The organism is Pseudomonas weihenstephanensis (assembly GCF_016812185.1).
GTDB lineage: Bacteria > Pseudomonadota > Gammaproteobacteria > Pseudomonadales > Pseudomonadaceae > Aquipseudomonas > Aquipseudomonas weihenstephanensis.
In genome coordinates this window covers 38092-58257 of record NZ_JAAEBV010000002.1, presented here as the reverse complement: position 1 = coordinate 58257, position 20166 = coordinate 38092, and the positions used below count along the sequence as shown (strand labels likewise).

Genomic DNA, 20166 nt, shown 5'->3' with positions numbered 1-20166 from the left:
AAGCGGAATGCCTTACATGACCGAAGAGCTACTTAAAGCAATGATTACGGCGATGGAGAAATTCACTGCTGAACTTGCCGCCCTCAAGACCGCGAACAAGCAAACTCAAAATACGCTGGCAACTATTCTTAATTTGAATCTCCAAACCAACGTCAAGCCCAAAGATGACGAGTTCACAGGCTACAGCTTGAACACTGCTGACCAGGAACACGCGCATGGCTAAAGCATTTGAGGTTGGCACTGCACAACCCATCGCCAGAGACATGAAGGGCCGTTTCCAGCCGGGCCACCCAGCCCTTAATGGTTCTGGTCGGCCAGTCGGATCGAAGACCCAGCCCAGCGCATTACGCGACCTGTTGAACCTATTGAAGAGCATATGAAAATGACCACTGTTGAACTGATCGAGCAGCACAAGAAACAACTGAACGAAGCCGAAGCTCTGGCTGACGCACTCGGTATCGAATGGGAGCAGGGCGCTCGTAGTGGCGCGGACGTATGCGAAATCGAGGATCGTATCGACCATACCGCCCGACTTGTTAAGCGCTTGTCGCTGCGTTTGGAAACCCTGAACGATCAGCTCGCCTACTAAATCGAGCAAGATCGTATTAGCCGTGCTGCTGCGCTGCGTGATCAGGTGATTAGCAAATACGAGGCGCTGGCAGAGGACTACAGCAAGATCAAGGCCGCTGCTGACAAGCTCACTGGCCAGCTTGAGCGATTCAACAAGCAAGGCATAGAAGTCGCTGAGGTGGACATTCGACGCCTCAAACAATTAGGTGGCTCGCCGTTGCCGCATGAGGTCGCCAGCATTTTTGTCGGTCATACCTTTGACTCGCTTGCATTCGATGATGCTTGGCGAACTGCGCACCATATGGCTGTGCATGGACTTGAGAGTGCGACATATCTCATTGGCTGATTCTACCGGCCCGATCCTAGCCGGTCGGGCAATACCAGGAGAGCAAGATATGCTGGTCTCTGAGGATGCAGTTGAGTTTGAATAGGACAATCAGCCGAGCGATGAACAGTTGCTTATCTGGGCTATCGAGGCGGCAGAAGTAATGCCGCCAAGGCGCTGGCTGGAACGTTGGGGCGGTTTCCTGACTCCTCGCATGTACCGGTGCAATGGTAAGACAAAGCGGCGCTACAACGATTTAGTGAAGGGCATAGCGAAGGCCACTAAACCGGTGCCAGGCCCGGAGGCCACGCCTTATCCGGGAGTGATGTGGGCTTGATCGTAATCGTTTTGGAGAGAGGCATCCTTGCCGATGTTCAGCGTCGATGATGCACGCATGAGAAGTTACTTTCCTTCCTTAATGAAATTTATATACCACTTTATATTGGTGACTTCTTGAGCGGTCAGCTGCTTTTCTAGGTAATAGTTTTGCCCAGATAATCGAACTATGACGGTTTGCGCCTGAGTTAGTGCAGTGATCAGTTCTTGTGGGGCTGGGCTAAACTGGCGCTCAGATACTCCGACTGAATGGACGATTTCTCTGTTGTTGTTTGTTGAAGGGGAGTTGGTTATTTTTCCGTCAATATTGAATGCGATATTGTTGACGAAAAGCCAATCTTTTCCTAGCCAGTACGTCTCTATATTCCAACTGCTGGTAGTGCCTTTCTTTAAGGTGTTAAATCTGAACCACGCCGATCCGTTGCCGCCAAACGTAATTGGCTGTATATCAATTGGTGAGCTAAAGAGGTGCTCTGAGCCTGGGTTGAAATTGTCTGGTGCCGCTCTATATGCTTGGAATGGGCTTTCAGCGCATCCTGTCAGTAATATGCTTATGAGTAATGCAGTTGTTAGAGCTAGTATTGTTCTTATAGAAGCCATTGTTGGTTTTCCATTTTTATGCTGGTATTAGTTGTGTTTGTCATTTGGAATTGGTTTGCGGCTATTGGTCAAGCTTGGCTAGGTTTGTTGTTATCTTCTCGACAATTGCGTCTGGAGCGTGGAAGGAAAGTTCGGATGTGGTTTTGTTAGTTTCGATGGTCACTTCCAAAAGCTCCTCTTCGCTGAGGAACTGAGAAATCATTTTTCGTGCTCGGATTTCCATTTCTTTTGCTAGGTCGAAATTGCCTGTTCTCTTTATGGGCATGAGAGGCTTCCTTGGCTATGTGGTTGTTGATTAGTTTGTGGTCGAGTTGTAAGGGTTTTGTCCCTCGTTGAACGTAAAGTTAATTACCGTGTCGTTACGAATCAGCACGTCGAGAGTTTTCTGGGTGCCGGTGGTGGTGACTTTCATGGTGACGATGTAGCTCTGTGCGTGAGCAGAGCCGTTTGCGTAGGTGTAGACCCACTTTTCATCGGTGTCGTTGACTGGGCTTTTACTGAAGGGGTCGCCAAACAGGGCTTTGAGCTCTGTTGTTGTCGTCTTTCCTTTGATGATGCTAGCTACGTTCTCAGATGGGAAATCTCTACCGCTTGTGTAGTGGGAGGTAGCGCAACCGCTAAGCGCCAGGCTCATTGCTAGTACTGCCAGTGCCTTTCTCATATCGATCCCTGATGACGTGATTTTTCACAGCATACGCTTGGATGAAATCGAAAGGCCACTACTTGGCGCATGTCTAATCGGTGGCGCGGAGGCACAGGCCGCATTCGTTTAGCAATTCGTTAAGATTTTCCATCGGAAAACAAAAAAGGCCTACGCCCTTAAGCGTAAGCCTTTGTTTTGTATGGTGGGCCCAGTAGGACTCGAACCTACGACCAAGGGATTATGAGTCCCCTGCTCTAACCAACTGAGCTATAGGCCCTCAGTAGGCCGCGGATTATAACGATGGTTTCTCTACAGTGCTATCCGAAAAGTCTGAAATAGAGATACGAAGAAATGTCGCAGCGAATTCTTCTGCCGATAAAGGCACGCTGACGATGTAGCCCTGAATTTGCTCGCAGCCTGCCTGGGCTAGGAAATCTTGTTGGGCGAGGTTTTCTACGCCTTCTGCAATGACGGTGAATTGCATGCTGCGACCCAAGGCGATGATGGCGCGCACGATGGCCGCGTCATGTGGGTCGTCCGGCAGCCCACGGATGAAGGATTGGTCTATTTTCAGGGTGTCCAGCGGCAGTCGCTTGAGGTAACTGAGCGAAGAGTAACCGGTGCCGAAGTCGTCGATGGCCAGTTGCACGCCCAGGCGTTTGAGTTGGTGCAGCACTTTAAGCGCTTCTTCGGTTTGGCTCATGATGAAGTTTTCAGTGATCTCCAGTTGCAGGCAGTCGGGTTTCAAGCCGTGACTGTTGAGTAACTGGCGGATACGTCCGACAAGACGAGGCTGGTGCAGTTGGGCGCCGGCAAGGTTAACCGACACCGGGCCAAAAGGTTCGTAACCCTGATCCCAGATGTTTAGTTGTGCGCACGCGTGCTCCAGTACCCAATCGCCCACCTGGATGATCATGCCGTTTTCTTCGGCCAGATGAATAAAGCGCTCGGGCGGAATAACGCCCAGCGTGGGATGAGTCCAGCGAATCAGTGCTTCGGCGCCCACCAGCGTAAAATCAAGCAGGCTGATTTTGGGTTGATAGAACAGGGACAGCTCATTGCGTTCAAGGGCGCGCCGCAGCTCTTGCTCAAGCACCACGCGCTCACGCGCTTGTGAGGTGAGGTCGTGGGTGTATCGCTCCACACGGTTGCGGCCTTTGAGCTTGGAGCGGTACATGGCGGCATCGGCGTTTTTAACCAGTGTGGCAACGTCGCTGCCGTCATCCGGGTAAACACTGGTGCCGATGCTGGCACTGATAAACAGTTCGTGTTCGCCAGCAGGAAAGGGCGCGTTGAAACACGTCAGCAACTTGTCGGCAATCAGTTCGGCATCGTGGGGTTGGTGCAGGCCCGGCAGCAGGATGATGAATTCGTCGCCGCCCAAGCGGGCGACGGTATCGATATCGCGCAATTGCTCTTTCAGGCGCGTTGCGATGCCCTTGAGCAAAAGATCGCCGACGGGATGGCCCAGGCTGTCGTTGATGTTTTTGAAACGATCGAGGTCCAGAAACAGGACGGCGCCGCATTTGCCTTGTGTGCTGTGCTCGTTAAGAGCGTGTTGCAGTCGGTTTTCGAACAATAAGCGGTTGGGCAAACTGGTCAGCGGGTCGTGATGGGCTTGATAGTCAAGGCGCGCCTGAGCGTGTTTGAGGCTGGAAATGTCGGCAAACACGGCCACAAAGTGGGTCACGATATTTTCGGTATTGCGCACCGCGCTAATGGTCATCCAACTGGGGTAAAACTCACCATTTTTGCGTTTGTTGCAAATTTCGCCCTGCCAGTGCCCTTCACTTGTGAGTTGGTGCCACATCGCGGCATAGAACGCGCTGTCGTGCTGGCCGGAGGCGAGTATGCGGGGCGTATGGCCCAAGGCTTCACGTTCGCTGTAGCCAGTGATTTCACTAAAGGCGCGGTTTACGGCGGTGATTTTTTGCTGTGGGTTGGTGAATAAAATACCTTCGGCCGTGCTTTCAAAGACGGTGGCCGTTTGTTGCAGTTTTTCCTGCATGTGTTGGCGTTCGGTGATGTCGCGAGCGATGGTCAGCATGCACGCTTCGCCGCCTATCATCAGCGGACGGCTGGAAACTTCGCACAAGCGAATGCGGCCACTTTTGTGCCGCAGGTTGCACCTGAAATCACGGACAAAGCCATGTTGTTTCAGCAATGCCAACAATTCATTGCGCTGGTGCAGGTCGGCCCAAATCTTCAGGTCCAGGGATGAGCGGTTCAGCGCGCTGGCCGTGTCGTAGCCGCTCAGCCGGCTGAAACCCTCATTGATTTCGATCAGCAGGCCATCGCTTTGGCGGCTCAACAACAAGCCATCGGGGGAGGCGTGAAAGGCTTTGGCGAACTTCTCTTCCGACAGGCGCAGGGCTTCTTCGGTGTGTTTGGCTTCGCTAATATTGATCATGAGGCCGCGCAGAACGGGTTTTTCGTTGTGGTGGGTGAGGCTGATGATGTCGCGTAGCCACAGGGTTCTGCCGTCAGCGGTGAGTACGCGATAGTCGATGCTGTGGTCGCGGCCCGCGCTGATCTCTTGGTTGCAGAAGGTTTGGGTTCGGTCCAGGTCATCGGGGTGAACGATTTTGGCCCAGAAACCCGGTACTAACCAATCCGCCAACGGGTAACCAATTAACGCTTCGGCTTGAGGGGACACGTAGGTGTAGGTGTAGTCATCCAGATGCGCCTCCCATGCAATAGCCGACAGACTTTCGACCAGCCCTCTGTAGCGGTATTCGCTGCTGCGCAGTTCTTGTTCAAGGGCGATACGGCGGGAAATTTCGGAGCTCAGGCGTCGGTTGATCCGAATTACCACCACCAAGACGCTGACCAGCAACAGGATGCCCGGCAATACATAGAGCAGCACGCCGCGCCACAGGGGGCCGTAGTCGTTAGTGTTGCCGATCCAGCGTTCCTGGATGGCCTGGAGTTCGCGTGGGCTTATATCGGCCATGACTTTATCGAGCAGGCGCAGCAAAACGGCCTGATCTTTAGGCACGGCCATTGCCAATTGATAGCGGTAGGGCGTTTCGCCACTGACGTACAAACCATCCAGTTTGAGTTGGCGCAAACTCCACACACTGGAGGCCAGATCGCCGACCATCGCATCCACTTGGTCGGTGGCCAATGCTTGCAATGCGGAGCTGACATTGGGCAGTGCCACCAGATTCAGGTCGGGGTGTTGGGCCTGAAGCAGCTCGTGGGGGGCATAGTTTTCAACCACCGCGACTTTCAAACCGTACAGGTCTTTGATGGTTTTTGGTGAGGCCCCGCCTTTGTGCGCCAGGATCACTATCGGGAAGTCGAGGTAGGGACGCGTAAAGGCCAAGCTTTTTTGCCGCTCGGGGGTCGACATGATGCCGGGCAGCCAATCCAGATTGCCCTCTTTGGCCAGCGTTAGCACGTTGCTCCAGCTGTACGGCTCCACGGGTTTTATCGTTACGCCGAGTCGGTCTTTGATCAGTTGCACGTAGTCCGCAGCAAGACCGGTGTAGAGACCTTTTTCATCGCGGAATTCGAAAGGCGGCCACGTAGCATCGATCCCCAGGCGCAGCTCAGGGTGGTTATCCAGCCACTGGCGCTCTTCATCGGTCAGCGTCAGGGCGTTTGCCGTTGCCGTCCAGGCGATGAACAGTAAGCAGAGGGGGGCTATCAGTCGGGGCATGCGCGTCTCGCTCTACGCTCGGGTGAGTCGAGTGTAGACGGGGGCAGGGCGCGAGGATGTGCAGAGGGGAAAAGAAGGTGAAGCGTGTGGCGGGCACATAGCAAAACCCCCGGCAGGGCCGGGGGTTTTGGGATCACTCGTCGAGGAAGGAGCGCAAATGCTCGCTTCTCGTCGGGTGGCGCAGCTTGCGCAGCGCTTTGGCTTCGATCTGGCGAATCCGCTCACGGGTCACGTCGAACTGCTTACCAACCTCCTCAAGGGTGTGGTCGGTATTCATGTCGATACCGAAACGCATGCGCAATACCTTGGCTTCACGGGCTGTGAGGCCGCCGAGTACGTCGCGTGTCGCTTCTTTAAGGCTCTCAACCGTGGCGACATCGATTGGCGACTGCATAGTCGAGTCTTCGATGAAGTCACCCAAGTGGGAGTCTTCGTCATCACCGATCGGGGTTTCCATGGAGATCGGCTCTTTAGCGATCTTCAATACCTTGCGGATTTTATCCTCAGGCATTTCCATGCGTTCACCCAGCTCTTCCGGGGTCGGTTCACGGCCCATTTCCTGCAACATCTGACGGGAAATACGGTTGAGCTTGTTGATCGTCTCGATCATGTGCACCGGGATACGGATGGTGCGGGCCTGGTCGGCAATCGAGCGAGTGATCGCCTGACGGATCCACCAGGTGGCATAAGTCGAGAATTTGTAGCCGCGGCGGTATTCAAACTTGTCTACCGCTTTCATCAAGCCGATGTTGCCTTCCTGGATCAAGTCGAGGAACTGCAAGCCACGGTTGGTGTACTTCTTGGCGATGGAGATCACCAGACGCAAGTTGGCTTCAACCATCTCTTTTTTCGCGCGGCGGGCCTTGGCCTCACCGATCGACATGCGACGGTTGATGTCCTTGATCTCGGCAATCTTCAAGCCGGTTTCAGCTTCGAGGGCCGACAGCTTTTGCTGGCAACGGATGATGTCCGGTTGCAGGCGACCAATGGCTTCAGCGTATTTGCTTTTGCCCTTGGCCAGCGCGTCGCTCCAGCTTTCGTCGACTTCATTGCCCGGGAACAGGCGCAAGAAATCGGTACGCGGCATACGTGCATCACGTACACACAGCTGCATGATGGCTCGCTCTTGTGCACGCAGACGCTCCAGGGCGCTACGAACACGTTCAACCAGGCCTTCGAATTGCTTCGGGACCAGCTTGATTGGCATGAACAGCTCAGCCAGGGCAACCAGCTCGGCAATTGCCTGCTTGCTGTCGCGACCGTGCTTTTTCAGGGCCTTGCGAGTGATTTCCATCTGATCGGAAACGGCGCCAAAGCGCTGTGCCGCGATGATTGGGTCGGGGCCACTTTCGACCTCTTCCTCTTCTTCGCTGGCCTCTTCCTTATCGTCCTCTTCGTCATCACCTTCGGCTTTCACCTTGGGGTCGACAGGAGGCGGAATCTCGGCTGCGGGCGGCGCAATACCGTCGTCCGGGTCGATATAACCGCTCAGGACGTCAGACAGGCGACCACCTTCGGTGGTGACACGAGTGTACTCGGAGAGAATATGGTCAACCGTGCCAGGGAAGTGCGCGATTGCGCCCATCACTTCACGGATGCCTTCTTCAATACGCTTGGCGATTTCAATTTCGCCTTCGCGTGTCAGCAGTTCTACCGTGCCCATTTCACGCATATACATGCGCACAGGGTCGGTAGTGCGACCGATATCGGTTTCTACTGCCGCCAACGCTGCGGCTGCTTCTTCAGCAGCGGCTTCGTCGGTGTCAGCATCGGCCAACATAAGGGCGTCCGCATCCGGAGCACTCTCGTGTACGGGGATCCCCATGTCATTAATCATGCGGATGATGTCTTCCACTTGCTCCGGATCTGAAATATCTTCGGGCAGGTGGTCGTTGACCTCTGCGTAAGTCAGATACTTCTGCTCACGGCCGAGGGTGATCAACTCTTTGATACGAGACTGCTGTTGCGCTTTTCCGGACATAACACCCTATCCACTGAAGGTCTTGGCGGGCAAAAAACAAGCCGAGGATTATACCTTAGCTATGACCTCACGCGCCAGTTGAGGTCGGGTTTGATGCAGGATTATTGCGACTTAGGAGGTCGCGTAACTGATTTTTCTCCTCGGTACTGAGCTCGCCTTGACGTGCTTTTCGAAGAAGTTGCTCTAAATTTCGCTCGCGTTGACGAGCTGACAAGCTTGTTATGGTGTCGAAAAACTGTTGTTCAAGGTTATCGGCATCAATTAGCCACTCCTTTTCCAGCAGCCTTTGTAGTAAGCGACCCTGTTCAGTGCCGTGCCAGCGCGACAGTAACTGGATAGAGCTTAGCTTAGGATTTTTCTGTACAGCCTCTACCAGTGCAATCAATAGCTGGTTGTTCGTCTGATCTTCGGCTGCAAAGTGCTCGGCATCCTCAACTTTTTTAGCCAGTTGAGGGTGATGCAGCAGTGTGCGCAGGGCAGTCAGGGTGGGCGGTTCAACGCCCACGGGGATCCACGCCTGTTCGCGCTCGCCGCCACGCTTGCCCTTTTTGTCCCACGGTTTGTTTTCCCACTTTTTGCCGCCAGCGCCGGTTTTTTTCGGCGTCCATTCCTGTTGGGGGATGTAGGCGTCTGGCTGCTGGAAGTCGCTGTAATCCGGCATGGCGTCGTAATCAATGCCGGGGTCGTAGGCGGGTTGCGCGGGTGGGGGAGCACTTTGCGCCAGTTGGCTGACCGCTTCGCTGTTGAGACCGGTTATTTCGCTTAAATGCTGACGCATCAAGTTGCGCAGGTTGGCGCCGGGCACTTTATCGATAAGCGGCGCTGCCAGCGTGGCCATGTGGGCCTTGCCTTCAAGCGAGCGCGGATCGGTTTCTTCCGTCAGTTGCTGGAAGAAGTAGTCGGCCAGCGGCTGAGCGTGCTGATTGATTCGCGCCTTGAATGCATCGCTGCCTTCGGACCGCACCAGGGTGTCCGGGTCTTCGCCTTCGGGTAAAAACAGGAAGCGTGCCCGGCGGCCGTCTTGCAAGCAGGGCAGCGTGGCTTCCAGTGCGCGCCAGGCGGCATTGCGGCCTGCCTGGTCGCCGTCAAAGCAAAACAATACGCTGGGCACCACGCGAAACAGACGTTTCATATGCTCTTCGCTGGTCGCGGTGCCGAGTGTTGCAACGGCATTGCGCAGCCCTTGTTGGGCCAGTGCAATAACGTCCATATAGCCTTCAACCACGATAATTTCATCGAGGCTGCGATTGAACTTTCGCGCTTCGAACAGCCCGTACAGTTCCTGGCCTTTGTGAAAAACCGGGGTTTCCGGGGAGTTCAGGTATTTGGGTTTGTCGTCGCCCAGTACGCGGCCACCGAAGGCGATGATGCGGCCACGGCTGTCGCGGATCGGAAACATCACGCGATCGCGAAAGCGGTCGTAGCGTTTGCCGGTCTCTGCGTTTTCGACCAGCAAGCCTGCATCGATCATGGCTTTTTGCTGGAGCGTGTCATTGCTCAGGTGCTTGAACAGGTTGTCCCAGCCGGGTGGGGCGAAGCCCAGTCCGAAGTCGCGGGCGATCTCGCCTGTCAGGCCGCGACCTTTGAGGTACTCCACAGCCGATTTACGCGCCGGGTGGCTTTTCAGGGCTTGACGGTAAAAGTCGGCGGCAGCGGTCAGCAACGGGTAAAGCGGGGAGTCGGTCGGCTGGCGTGGTTTGTGCGGGCGACCGCTTTCTTCCCGGGGGATTTCCATGCCTGCGGCTTTGGCCAGTTCTTCGACGGCCTGGGGGAAGTCCAGGTTGTCGTGGTCCATGATGAAGCCGAGAGCGTTCCCCCCTGCGCCGCAGCCAAAGCAGTAATAAAACTGTTTGTCCGGGCTGACGCTGAAGGAGGGGGTCTTTTCTTTGTGGAAGGGGCAGCAGGCGGTGTAGTTTTTGCCTGCTTTCTTCATTTGCACGCGTGAGCTGACGACATCGACGATATCGGTGCGGTTCAGAAGGTCGTCAATAAAGCTCTGGGGGATTAACCCTGCCATAGCGTTCTCGTCATCTCAGCGCAAAAAAATAGCCGAATAAATGGGCTTGGTCATCAGGGCGTGCAGGCGAAAGCGCTGCTCGAACGTGTGGCGTCTGCTCAATCATGTCGGGAAGTGTATCTGTCGAAGCTCCGTAGACTCGGGTTTAAATCTGAGTGAATGGGTTCGAAAATGTCACGCTCTGAGTCCGGCATTGACCAATGGCTGGTCTCGGATAGCTCATAAGCAGGCAGGGGAGAGATGCCTTGGGCTGATCGTCTTTAAGGAAAATCAGAGGTGTGTGCTCGTCGGTAGCCTTGAAAGGCTCGTCAGTAAAGACGTGCACCGCTGGCTTATAGGCCAGGTCTGACGTGTGTAGCTTTTGTCGCGGTCGCATCTGCGGCCTTGACGATAGTGCGTGTAACTTGCTGCAACTGCCTACGGCCCGGCTTTAGGCCGGGCTTGGCAGAAGCATGCAACGAACGTCTGTGTATTAGTACAGACGAACGGCGCGGCGCTGCTCGCGCTGAACTTTCTTCGCGTGACGCTTAACAGCAGCTGCTGCCTTACGCTTACGCTCAGAAGTCGGCTTCTCGTAAAATTCGCGGCTGCGAACTTCAGCCAGTACACCGGCTTTTTCGCAGGAGCGCTTGAAACGACGCAGAGCTACGTCGAAGGGTTCGTTCTCTTTTACTTTGACGGCTGGCATCCAGAGCTACCTTCATTCATTACCGGGGTCAACGTCTCAAGGCAAAATCGCGTTGGAAGACGTCGGTTTTTAAGGGTTGCGGATGTTAACCCCTCATCGCCCGGAATGCAAAGCCTCTGATCGAAAACCGCTGGCCGGGGGCGGTAGTGGCGACTATTATGCGCGCCTTCGAATTTAGCCTCTACAAGGCGCAAACCCATGCTAGTACTGGGATTAGAAACTTCCTGCGACGAAACCGGCGTCGCGCTATACGACAGTGAGCGCGGGCTTTTAGCCGATGCGCTGTTCAGTCAGATCGACCTGCACCGCGCTTATGGCGGTGTGGTGCCGGAGCTGGCGTCACGCGATCACGTCAAACGCATGCTGCCCTTGATTCGTCAGGTGCTGGCCGAGGCAGACTGCGTGCCCACAGAGATTGACGCTATCGCCTACACGGCGGGTCCGGGGTTGGTCGGGGCCTTGCTGGTCGGGGCTTCGTGCGCTCAGGCACTGGCTTTTGCCTGGGGCATTCCGGCACTGGGCGTGCACCACATGGAAGGCCACTTGCTGGCCCCTATGCTGGAGGAGCAGCCCCCCGAGTTCCCGTTCGTCGCTTTGTTGGTCTCGGGCGGTCACACGCAGCTGGTGCGCGTGGATGGTATCGGTCAATACGAGTTGCTCGGCGAGACGCTCGACGACGCCGCAGGTGAGGCGTTTGACAAGACCGCGAAGATGATGGGGCTCAACTATCCAGGCGGTCCTGAAATCGCACGTCTGGCCGCTCACGGGGTTGCGGGGCGCTTTGTGTTCCCACGCCCGATGACGGACCGTCCGGGCCTTGCATTCAGCTTCAGTGGGTTGAAAACCTTCGCCTTGAACACATGGCAGCGCTGCGTAACGGCGGGCGATGACAGTGAGCAAACGCGCAGCGATATCGCGCTGGCGTTCCAGCAGGCAGTGGTCGAAACCTTAACCATCAAGTGCAAGCGCGCGCTTAAGCAGGCGGGCATGAAGCGTCTGGTGATTGCGGGCGGCGTGAGTGCCAATACGGCATTGCGCGCTTCGCTGGAGAAAATGCTCGGCGAGATGAATGGCAACGTGTTCTATGCGCGTCCTGAGTTCTGTACAGACAACGGCGCGATGATTGCGTTTGCAGGTTGCCAGCGTTTGCAGGCCGGTCAGCACGAAAGCCTGGCAATCAGCGTGCAGGCACGCTGGCCAATGGAGCAACTGAGTCCGCTGCGAGGTTGAGCGGGCGCGGACGTTGCCGAATATGAGCTTTTTTCATTTGGCGCATTCAGAAATGCCGTTCGCGCCCGGCCAGCAGGTCGCGTAAATTGCCGCGGTGGCGCCACACAATCAGTGCGGTCAGTGCACACATGGGCAGCAGGGCGGCGGGTTCTTGCCAGGCCAGTAATGGCAGGGTCAGAGGGGTGGCAATCAGGGCGGCGAGTGAGCTGGTGCGGGTGAGTTGAAAGGTCAATAGCCACGCAGCTACGGCCAGCAGGGCAGCGGGCGGGTACAGTGCCAGCAGCATGCCGGCAGCCGTGGCGACGCCTTTTCCGCCCCTGAAGCGGAAGAAGGCCGGGTACATGTGGCCGATGACGGCGAAGACGCCGATCCAGGCTTGTTGCTGGAGTGCGAAGTCGAGTTGGTTGGCGAGCAAGACAGGCAGCAAGCCTTTGCACAGGTCGCCGAGCAACGTGAGGATGGCCAGTTTTTTACCGGCCAGGCGCAACATATTGGTCGCGCCCGCATTGCCTGAGCCACTCATTCGCGGATCGGGGTTACCGGTCAGGCGGCTGAGCAAAATGGCGAAGGACAGCGAGCCAAGCAGGTAGGCGATAATCGCCAGTAACCAAAACATGCTAACTATTCCGGGCGAGGACGCCCTGATTCTAACGGCGCATTGCGCCCTTGTCGTGCTGCGGAGAAGAGTGCTTGGACAGAGTGTTTATCGAAGGCCTGGAAGTTGACACCGTAATCGGTGCTTATGACTGGGAGCGTGGCATCCGTCAGTGTTTGCGCCTTGATCTGAGTTTTGCGTGGGACAACCGCCCGGCTGCTGCGGGGGATGACCTGACACTGGCATTGGACTACGCCAGTGTGTCGGCGCGTATTCAGGCATTTGCCGACCAGGCTCAATTCCAGTTGGTTGAAACCTTTGCCGAGCGTTTGGCCGAGGTGTTGATGAACGAATTTAATATTCCCTGGCTGCATCTCAAATTGACCAAGCCTGGTGCCGTTGCGGCGGCCACTGGGGTGGGTGTGGAGATAGAGCGCGGATGTCGCTAACTCAGGTCTTTCTCGGGCTGGGCAGCAATGTCGAGCGCGAAACGCATTTGCGCGCAGGTCTTGATGCACTGGCGGGTTTTCTTCGGGGCGTGAATTGCTCGCCAGTGTTTGAAAGTCAGCCGGTGGGGATCAAAAGCGGACCCTTTTTCAACCTCGTAGTGTCGGCTGAAACGGATCTTTCGTTGCCTGAGTTGAGTCGACGTTTGAAACTTATCGAAGCGGATAACGGACGATATGCTCAGGATCGCAAAGGTTTGCCCCTGGACATCGACGTGTTGTTTTACGGTGACCTCACGGGCAATTTCGACGGATTGATCTTGCCGCGTGCTGAAATTCTCACCAATGCCTTCGTGCTATGGCCGTTGTCGCTAATGGCCACGGAAAGGGTTCATCCGGGTACAGGTAAAACGCTGGGCCAAATGTGGGCAGACGCGCAAATCGATCAAGTGCTCGTACCCGCCGCATTCGAATGGCGCGGTGTGCCGTTGACGCCGGCAAACATGCTGCCCCCCTGTCCGTTGTTGTAGTCGCTGTCGAGGCGCGAGGCTGCGGCGCGGGTAGTATCACCCCCGCAAGCAGCCTCGCATGACGCGTCAGCGACAGGTTTTGCGTCCGAGGCCGTGGCAACCTGTTTCGGCATCAGTTTTTGGCGGCGTCTTTGTAGGCTTGCAGTGCCTTGAGTCGCTCGCGCTTGAGGGCCTCTCCCAGGTCCGGGCCTTTGAAACCCTGTTCAAGCAGGGGTTGGACTGCGACGCTCAGGGCTGCCTGTGCCGCTCCTCGCAGGTAATCCGCTTGTGGATAAGGCCGGTTTTCTAGCCCCAACCGTCCCTTGGCATCCATCTCGCATGCCACGATGAACTCTTCAAAGCGTTGCGGCCGACGGTACACGTCAAAACGTTGCAACAACTCCAGTAAGGTCGATGCCTTGAGTTCAAGCGCGCGATGGCCGTGGGTGTGGTATTCGCCGACCAACATGGCCAATTCCTGACAGTCCCGAGGCACTTTAAAGCGTTCATTGATGGCTTTAATCAGGCGCTGTCCCTTGTGCTCGTGGGCGATGTGCCGCGGCCACTCGCTCTCGCGGGTCAGCCCTTTGCCCACGTCATGCAGCAGACACGCCCAGCGCACGGTCAGGGGCTGATGATGCCGCGCGGCTTGTTCAAGCACGCTTAGGGTGTGAACACCACTGTCTATTTCGGGATGGTGGGCAGGGGGCTGCGGCACGCCAAACAGTGCGTTTACCTCGGGTAACAGCGCGTGCAGTGCACCGCAACTGCGCAACACTTCGATAAATACCTGTGGGTGGTCTTCCATCAGTGCTCGGGAGATTTCTTTCCAGCAGCGCTCGGGTGTCAGGGCTTGCAGTTCGCCTGAGGCAGACAATTGGCGCATCAGTTCCAGGGTTTCGGCAGCCACCTTGAAACCCAGCCCGGCATAGCGCGCAGCAAAGCGTGCAACGCGCAACACTCGCAGCGGATCTTCGGCGAATGCGGGTGAAACGTGGCGCAATATCCGGGCTTCCAGGTCCTGTTGGCCATGATACGGGTCGGTGATATTGCCAGCGTTATCTTCAGCCATCGCGTTGATGGTCAGGTCGCGGCGAATCAGGTCTTCTTCGAGGGTGACGTCGGGGCTGGCATGGAACACAAAACCGCCATAGCCATGACCACTTTTGCGCTCGGTGCGGGCCAGCGCGTACTCCTCACCCGTCTTGGGGTGCAGGAACACCGGGAAGTCGGAGCCTACAGGGCGAAAGCCCTTGGCGAGCATTTGCTCGGCACTGGCGCCTACCACCACCCAGTCGATGTCGGTGACCGGTTTGCCCAACAAGCGATCACGTACTGCACCGCCGACTTTATAGATCTGCATAAAAAACCTCCGTTAGCGCGACAGGATAACCGCTGCGCCGCACAAACGGAGGCCCTTGTGTCACAGGTGGAGGGCGCTGAGATCCAGTCGCGCGTAGTCCATCTCGCCATGCTCGCCTTTGGGCGGCACATGATGGACTTTCATGATCTGATCGCCTTGCAGGGTTTCGAGGTGGATATCAAAGCCCCACAGACGATGCAGGTGTTTGAGTACTTCGTCGGTGGACTCGCCCAGGGGTTTGCGGTCATGTTGTTGGTGGCGCAGGGTGAGCGAGCGGTCACCGCGCCGGTCGATGCTCCAGATCTGCACGTTGGGTTCGCGATTGCCCAGGTTGTACTGAGCGGCCAGGGTTTCGCGAATGATGCGGTAGCCGTTTTCGTCATGAATGGCCGGGACCAGCAAGTCGTCTTTCTGATCGTCGTCCATGATGCTGAACAGCTTGAGGTCGCGGATCACTTTAGGGGACAAGTATTGCAGGATAAAACTCTCGTCTTTAAAGCTGCTCATGGCGAACTTGATACTCGACAGCCAGTCGCTGCCGGCCATGTCCGGGAACCAGTGATAATCCTCTTCGGTGGGTGCTTCGCAGATGCGCCGGATGTCGCGGTACATTGCAAAACCTAACGCGTAGGGGTTGATGCCGCTGTAGTAAGGGCTGTCGAAGCCGGGTTGAAACACGACGCTGGTGTGGGACGTGAGGAACTCCATCATGAAGCCTTCGGTCACCAGCCCCTCGTCGTAGAGGTCGTTCATCAGGGTGTAGTGCCAGAAGGTCGCCCAGCCTTCGTTCATGACTTGGGTTTGGCGCTGCGGGTAAAAATACTGAGCGATTTTGCGCACGATTCGTACGATTTCGCGCTGCCAAGGCTCCAGCAGAGGAGCGTGTTTTTCGATGAAGTACAGAATGTTTTCCTGCGGTTCATCGGGGAAGCGAGCGTTGTCTTTTTCGCTGAACTTGTCTGCGCCTTTGGGAATGGTGCGCCACAGATCGTTGATCTGTTTTTGCAGGTGCTCTTCGCGGTCTTTTTGCCGGCGGCGTTCTTCCTCGGCAGAAATCGGATACGGCCGTTTGTAGCGATCGACCCCGTAATTCATCAGCGCATGGCAGGAGTCGAGCAGGTCTTCAACAGCATCAATGCCGTGGCGTTCTTCGCACTGCATGATGTACTGCTTGGCGAACACCAGGTAGTCGATGATCGAGCTGGCGTCGGTCCAGGTGCGAAACAGGTAATTGCCCTTGAAGAAGCTGTTGTGGCCGTAGCAGGCGTGCGCGACCACCAGCGCTTGCATGCAGATGGTGTTTTCTTCCATCAGATAAGCGATGCACGGGTCTGAGTTGATGACGATTTCGTAGGCCAGCCCCATCTGTCCACGGGTGTAGGACTTCTCGGTGCTCAAGAAGTGTTTGCCATAGGACCAATGGTGATAGCCAAGCGGCATGCCTACGGAGGCGTAGGCATCCATCATTTGTTCAGCGGTGATGACTTCTATCTGGTTGGGGTAGGTGTCCAGCGCATAGCGTTCGGCCAAGCGTCCGATCTCACGGTCATAGGCCTGAATCAGTTCAAAGGTCCACTCTGAGCCAGTGGAGATGGGATGGCGTTTATTCTCTTTGGCGGTCATGTCACTAACCTGCGCTGGAAGAGTTCACGGAAGACCGGGTAGATATCGCCGGCCGAGACTAATTGCTGCTGGGCGAAGGTGTCGCTAAACGCCTCGCTGATGCGTTCGTACTCGTACCAGAGTGCCTGATGCTCGCGGGGGGTAATTTCCACGTAAGTGTAGTACTGGACGAACGGCATGATCTGGTTGATCAAAATGTCGCGGCAAATGGGGGAATCGTCGTTCCAGTTGTCGCCGTCGGACGCTTGTGCGGCGTAGATATTCCATTCGTTGGTGGGGTAGCGCTCAGCCATGATCTCCTGCATCAGTTTGAGTGCGCTGGACACAATGGTGCCGCCGGTTTCCCGGGAATAGAAAAACTCTTCTTCGTCCACTTCACGGGCGCTGGTGTGGTGGCGAATAAACACCACGTCGATCTTGTCGTAGTTCCGTTTCAGAAACAGGTACAGCAGGATGAAGAAGCGCTTGGCGATGTCTTTGGTGGCCTGCGTCATGGAGCCGGAAACGTCCATCAGGCAGAACATCACGGCTTTGGAGCTGGGGTTGGGTTGTTTGACCAACAAGTTGTACTTGAGGTCGAAGGTGTCGAGGAACGGCACGCGATGAATCCGCGCGCTGAGTTTCTCGATTTCGCTCTCTATTTCTTTAATATCGCCGAAGTTGTCAGGCTCTTCGCGCTTTAGTCGCTCAAGTTCAGCGTTGGCCTCTTTAAGTTTTTTACGGCTGCTGCCCGTCAGGGCGATACGCCTCGCGTGGGCTGAGCGCAGGGTGCGGATGATGTTGATGCGCGACGGGTTGCCCTCATTGCTGATGCCCGCGCGTACGGTTTTGAAGGTGTCAGTGCCGGTCAGGTTGCGTTTGACCAGGTTGGGCAGTTCGAGGTCTTCGAACATGAATTCGAGGAACTCTTCCTGTGTGATCTGGAACACGAACTCATCCATGCCTTCGCCGGAGTTGCCCGCCTTGCCAGGCCCGCCGCCACCGCCTGAGCCGCCTTGCGGGCGCTGGATATGTTCGCCGCTGGTGAACTCCTTGTTGCCGGGGTGCACGATGGTTTGCTTGCCGCCACGGCCATGATGGAGCACCGGCTCGTCGATATCGCGGCCTGGAATGCTGATTTGCTCGCCATGCTCCATGTCTGTAATGGAGCGGCGACCTACGGCTTCTTCGACGGCCTTTTTAATGTGGTCGCGATAGCGGCGCAGGAAGCGCTGGCGGTTTACCGTGCTCTTGTTCTTGCCGTTGAGGCGTCGATCGATCACATAGCTCATAAGCCCTCCGGGCAGCTTCAAGGGGTGAGCGGCAAGCTGCAAGTTGAAGCGCTCCCGGTGTGGGGCTTATGCGCTTTTTACGTGCAACCTGCTGCTGGGTGCCTGGCGCTGCATCACTGCGATTTTCTGACCCGCAGGTACCACTCGGAGAGCAGTCGTACTTGTTTGTCGGTGTAGCCGCGTTCGACCATTCGGGTCACAAAGTCGTTGTGTTTCTGTTGGTCCTCTTTGCTCGCCTTGGCGTTGAAGCTGATGACCGGCAGCAGGTCTTCAGTGTTGGAGAACATTTTCTTCTCGATCACGACCCGCAGTTTTTCGTAGCTGAGCCAGGTCGGATTTTTGCCGTTGTTGTTGGCACGGGCGCGCAACACGAAGTTGACGATTTCGTTGCGGAAATCTTTCGGGTTGCTGATGCCGGCCGGTTTTTCGATTTTTTCCAGCTCCTCGTTGAGCGCCACGCGGTTGAGGATTTCGCCGGTTTCGGGATCGCGGTACTCCTGATCCTGAATCCAGAAGTCTGCGTAAAGCACGTAGCGGTCGAAGATGTTCTGTCCGTATTCGCTGTAGGACTCCAGGTACGCGGTCTGGATCTCTTTGCCGATGAACTCGATATAGCGTGGTGCCAGGTACTCTTTCAGGAACCGCAGATAACGTTCGCGGGTTTCAGGCTGGAACTGTTCCTGTTCGATCTGCTGTTCGAGCACATACAGCAGGTGCACCGGGTTGGCGGCAATTTCGTGCGGGTCGAAGTTGAACACCTTGGACAGGATCTTGAAGGCAAAGCGGGTCGACAGGCCGTTCATGCCTTCGTCTACGCCAGCCGTGTCGCGGTACTCCTGAATGGATTTGGCTTTCGGATCGGTGTCTTTGAGGTTTTCACCGTCATACACGCGCATCTTCGAGTAGATATTGGAGTTTTCCGGCTCTTTGAGGCGTGACAGTACGGTGAACTGAGCGAGCATCTTCAGGGTGTCAGGCGCGCAGTGGGCTTTGGCCAGCGAGCTGTTGAACAGCAATTTGTCGTAGATTTTGACTTCGTCGCTGACGCGCAGGCAGTACGGCACTTTAACGATGTAAATCCGGTCGATAAACGCTTCGTTGTTTTTGTTGTTGCGGAAGGTATGCCACTCCGACTCGTTGGAGTGCGCCAGCAAGACTCCGGTAAACGGAATCGCCCCCAGCCCTTCGGTGCTGTTGTAGTTGCCTTCTTGAGTGGCGGTAAGCAGCGGGTGCAGCACCTTGATCGGCGCTTTAAACATTTCGACGAACTCCATCAGGCCCTGGTTGGCCCGGCACAGTGCGCCCGAGTAGCTGTAAGCATCGGCGTCGTTCTGTGGGAATTCTTCGAGTTTGCGTATATCAACCTTACCCACCAGCGCAGAAATGTCCTGGTTGTTCTCATCACCCGGCTCGGTTTTTGCCACTGCGATCTGGTTGAGGATGGAGGGATAGAGCTTGACCACGCGAAATTGGCTGATGTCACCGCCAAACTCGGCCAGCCGTTTGGTGGCCCACGGCGACATGATGGTGCTCAGGTAGCGCTTGGAAATCCCGAAGTCTTCTTCAAGGATGGCGCCATCTTCGGTGGCGTTGAACAGCCCCAGTGGCGACTCGAATACGGGCGAGCCTTTAATGGCATAGAACGGCACCTTCTCGATCAGCTGTTTGAGCTTTTCAGCCAGCGAGGACTTGCCGCCGCCCACCGGGCCGAGCAGGTAGAGGATTTGTTTCTTTTCTTCCAGCCCTTGGGCGGCGTGGCGGAAATACGAGACGATCTGTTCAATGCATTCTTCCATTCCATGGAAGTCAGCAAAGGCCGGATAACGGCGAATCACTTTGTTGGAGAAGATTCGCGACAGGCGAGAGTTGGTCGAGGTGTCCAGCAGTTCCGGTTCACCGATGGCCAGCAGCAGCCTTTCGGCGGCAGAGGCGTAAGCGCTTTTGTCGTTTTTGCACAGCTCAAGGTATTCCTGGAGCGTGAGCTCTTCTTGGCGTGTGGATTCAAAGCGTTGTTGGAAGTGGCTAAAAATACTCATGACGTCACCTCGCTCGATACGTGGAGCCGGCGATTGATCGGTCAGTTCGAGTGCTGGCATGCAGCAACGTTGCAGTCGCTGTGTACCCCCCAGGACACCATCAAAGGGGCTAACCCTTTGAAGTTACTACTGATGATCCATACGCCGGTGTACCGGCTCTCCCCAGATTCGGATGGCCTGAGCTAAAGGATAGTTGGTTATGGGGGAGGTCAAGGTGAGATGCGTGATTTGTTGCATTAGACCGTTGGTCTGGCAGGGCGCCAGCCCAC

At 56.0% G+C, this 20166-nt stretch carries 18 protein-coding genes and 1 tRNA gene; 6 read left to right on the top strand and 13 right to left on the bottom strand.

Going from position 1 to position 20166, the window contains the following annotated elements:
* The first annotated feature begins 16 nt into the window (after window positions 1-16).
* From GYN01_RS07685 to GYN01_RS07675, 3 genes are all read left to right on the top strand, one after another.
* Window positions 17-223, top strand: coding sequence for a hypothetical protein (locus GYN01_RS07685; RefSeq protein WP_203306820.1), 207 nt, complete (start codon window positions 17-19; stop codon window positions 221-223).
* Window positions 224-376: 153 nt separating this feature from the next.
* Window positions 377-589 (top strand): hypothetical protein, encoded by a 213-nt coding sequence (locus GYN01_RS07680; protein WP_203306819.1) that lies wholly within the window; start codon window positions 377-379, stop codon window positions 587-589.
* A 45-nt stretch (window positions 590-634) separates the two neighbouring features.
* Window positions 635-916: a hypothetical protein gene (locus tag GYN01_RS07675; protein ID WP_203306818.1), complete on the top strand. Its 282-nt coding sequence runs from the start codon at window positions 635-637 to the stop codon at window positions 914-916.
* Between the two features lie 381 nt (window positions 917-1297).
* Here the strand turns inward: GYN01_RS07675 and GYN01_RS07670 are convergent, their stop codons facing one another.
* The 8 genes from GYN01_RS07670 to rpsU form a co-directional block, all read right to left on the bottom strand.
* On the bottom strand, window positions 1298-1831 hold the full coding sequence (locus GYN01_RS07670) for a hypothetical protein (RefSeq protein ID WP_203306817.1): 534 nt from the start codon (window positions 1829-1831) through the stop codon (window positions 1298-1300).
* Window positions 1832-1892: 61 nt separating this feature from the next.
* Window positions 1893-2096: a hypothetical protein gene (locus GYN01_RS07665; RefSeq protein ID WP_203306816.1), complete on the bottom strand. Its 204-nt coding sequence runs from the start codon at window positions 2094-2096 to the stop codon at window positions 1893-1895.
* A 30-nt stretch (window positions 2097-2126) separates the two neighbouring features.
* Window positions 2127-2492: a hypothetical protein gene (locus tag GYN01_RS07660; protein ID WP_203306815.1), complete on the bottom strand. Its 366-nt coding sequence runs from the start codon at window positions 2490-2492 to the stop codon at window positions 2127-2129.
* Window positions 2493-2674: 182 nt separating this feature from the next.
* Window positions 2675-2751 (bottom strand) — tRNA-Ile (locus GYN01_RS07655).
* 15 nt (window positions 2752-2766) lie between these two features.
* The gene (locus GYN01_RS07650; protein ID WP_048402165.1) at window positions 2767-6138 is read right to left on the bottom strand and encodes a bifunctional diguanylate cyclase/phosphodiesterase; all 3372 of its coding nucleotides are present in this window, start codon (window positions 6136-6138) and stop codon (window positions 2767-2769) included.
* A gap of 133 nt (window positions 6139-6271) precedes the next feature.
* Window positions 6272-8119, bottom strand: coding sequence for an RNA polymerase sigma factor RpoD (gene rpoD / locus GYN01_RS07645; RefSeq protein WP_048364221.1), 1848 nt, complete (start codon window positions 8117-8119; stop codon window positions 6272-6274).
* 67 nt (window positions 8120-8186) lie between these two features.
* Window positions 8187-10136, bottom strand: coding sequence for a DNA primase (gene dnaG / locus GYN01_RS07640; RefSeq protein WP_048364222.1), 1950 nt, complete (start codon window positions 10134-10136; stop codon window positions 8187-8189).
* Window positions 10137-10608: 472 nt separating this feature from the next.
* On the bottom strand, window positions 10609-10824 hold the full coding sequence (rpsU, locus tag GYN01_RS07635; RefSeq protein WP_002551877.1) for a 30S ribosomal protein S21: 216 nt from the start codon (window positions 10822-10824) through the stop codon (window positions 10609-10611).
* Between the two features lie 198 nt (window positions 10825-11022).
* Between rpsU and tsaD the strand changes: the two genes are divergently transcribed.
* Window positions 11023-12054, top strand: a complete 1032-nt coding sequence (tsaD, locus tag GYN01_RS07630) for a tRNA (adenosine(37)-N6)-threonylcarbamoyltransferase complex transferase subunit TsaD (RefSeq protein WP_203306814.1) — start codon at window positions 11023-11025, stop codon at window positions 12052-12054.
* 46 nt (window positions 12055-12100) lie between these two features.
* Here tsaD and plsY read toward each other — a convergent pair whose 3' ends face one another.
* The gene (gene plsY / locus GYN01_RS07625) at window positions 12101-12670 is read right to left on the bottom strand and encodes a glycerol-3-phosphate 1-O-acyltransferase PlsY (protein ID WP_048364224.1); all 570 of its coding nucleotides are present in this window, start codon (window positions 12668-12670) and stop codon (window positions 12101-12103) included.
* A gap of 74 nt (window positions 12671-12744) precedes the next feature.
* On the opposite strand from plsY, the gene folB reads away from it, so the two are divergent.
* Both folB and folK read left to right on the top strand, forming a co-directional pair.
* Window positions 12745-13098, top strand: a complete 354-nt coding sequence (folB, locus tag GYN01_RS07620) for a dihydroneopterin aldolase (protein WP_048364225.1) — start codon at window positions 12745-12747, stop codon at window positions 13096-13098.
* Window positions 13089-13625 (top strand): 2-amino-4-hydroxy-6-hydroxymethyldihydropteridine diphosphokinase, encoded by a 537-nt coding sequence (gene folK, locus GYN01_RS07615; RefSeq protein WP_048364226.1) that lies wholly within the window; start codon window positions 13089-13091, stop codon window positions 13623-13625. The genes folB and folK overlap by 10 nt, the downstream gene beginning before the upstream one ends.
* 112 nt (window positions 13626-13737) lie before the next feature.
* Here folK and GYN01_RS07610 read toward each other — a convergent pair whose 3' ends face one another.
* The 4 genes from GYN01_RS07610 to GYN01_RS07595 all read right to left on the bottom strand — a co-directional run bounded on the left by GYN01_RS07610 (window position 13738) and on the right by GYN01_RS07595 (window position 19897).
* Window positions 13738-14967 carry a multifunctional CCA addition/repair protein gene (locus GYN01_RS07610; protein ID WP_203306813.1) on the bottom strand — a complete coding sequence of 410 codons (1230 nt, stop codon included), beginning with the start codon at window positions 14965-14967 and terminating at the stop codon, window positions 13738-13740.
* Window positions 14968-15027: 60 nt separating this feature from the next.
* Complete coding sequence (locus tag GYN01_RS07605; RefSeq protein ID WP_048364228.1) at window positions 15028-16590, bottom strand: SpoVR family protein; 1563 nt, start codon at window positions 16588-16590, stop codon at window positions 15028-15030.
* Window positions 16587-17861: a YeaH/YhbH family protein gene (locus GYN01_RS07600; RefSeq protein ID WP_203306812.1), complete on the bottom strand. Its 1275-nt coding sequence runs from the start codon at window positions 17859-17861 to the stop codon at window positions 16587-16589. Before GYN01_RS07600 ends, GYN01_RS07605 begins: the two co-directional genes overlap by 4 nt.
* Before the next feature lie 113 nt (window positions 17862-17974).
* On the bottom strand, window positions 17975-19897 hold the full coding sequence (locus tag GYN01_RS07595; protein ID WP_048364230.1) for a PrkA family serine protein kinase: 1923 nt from the start codon (window positions 19895-19897) through the stop codon (window positions 17975-17977).
* Window positions 19898-20166 lie beyond the last annotated feature (269 nt).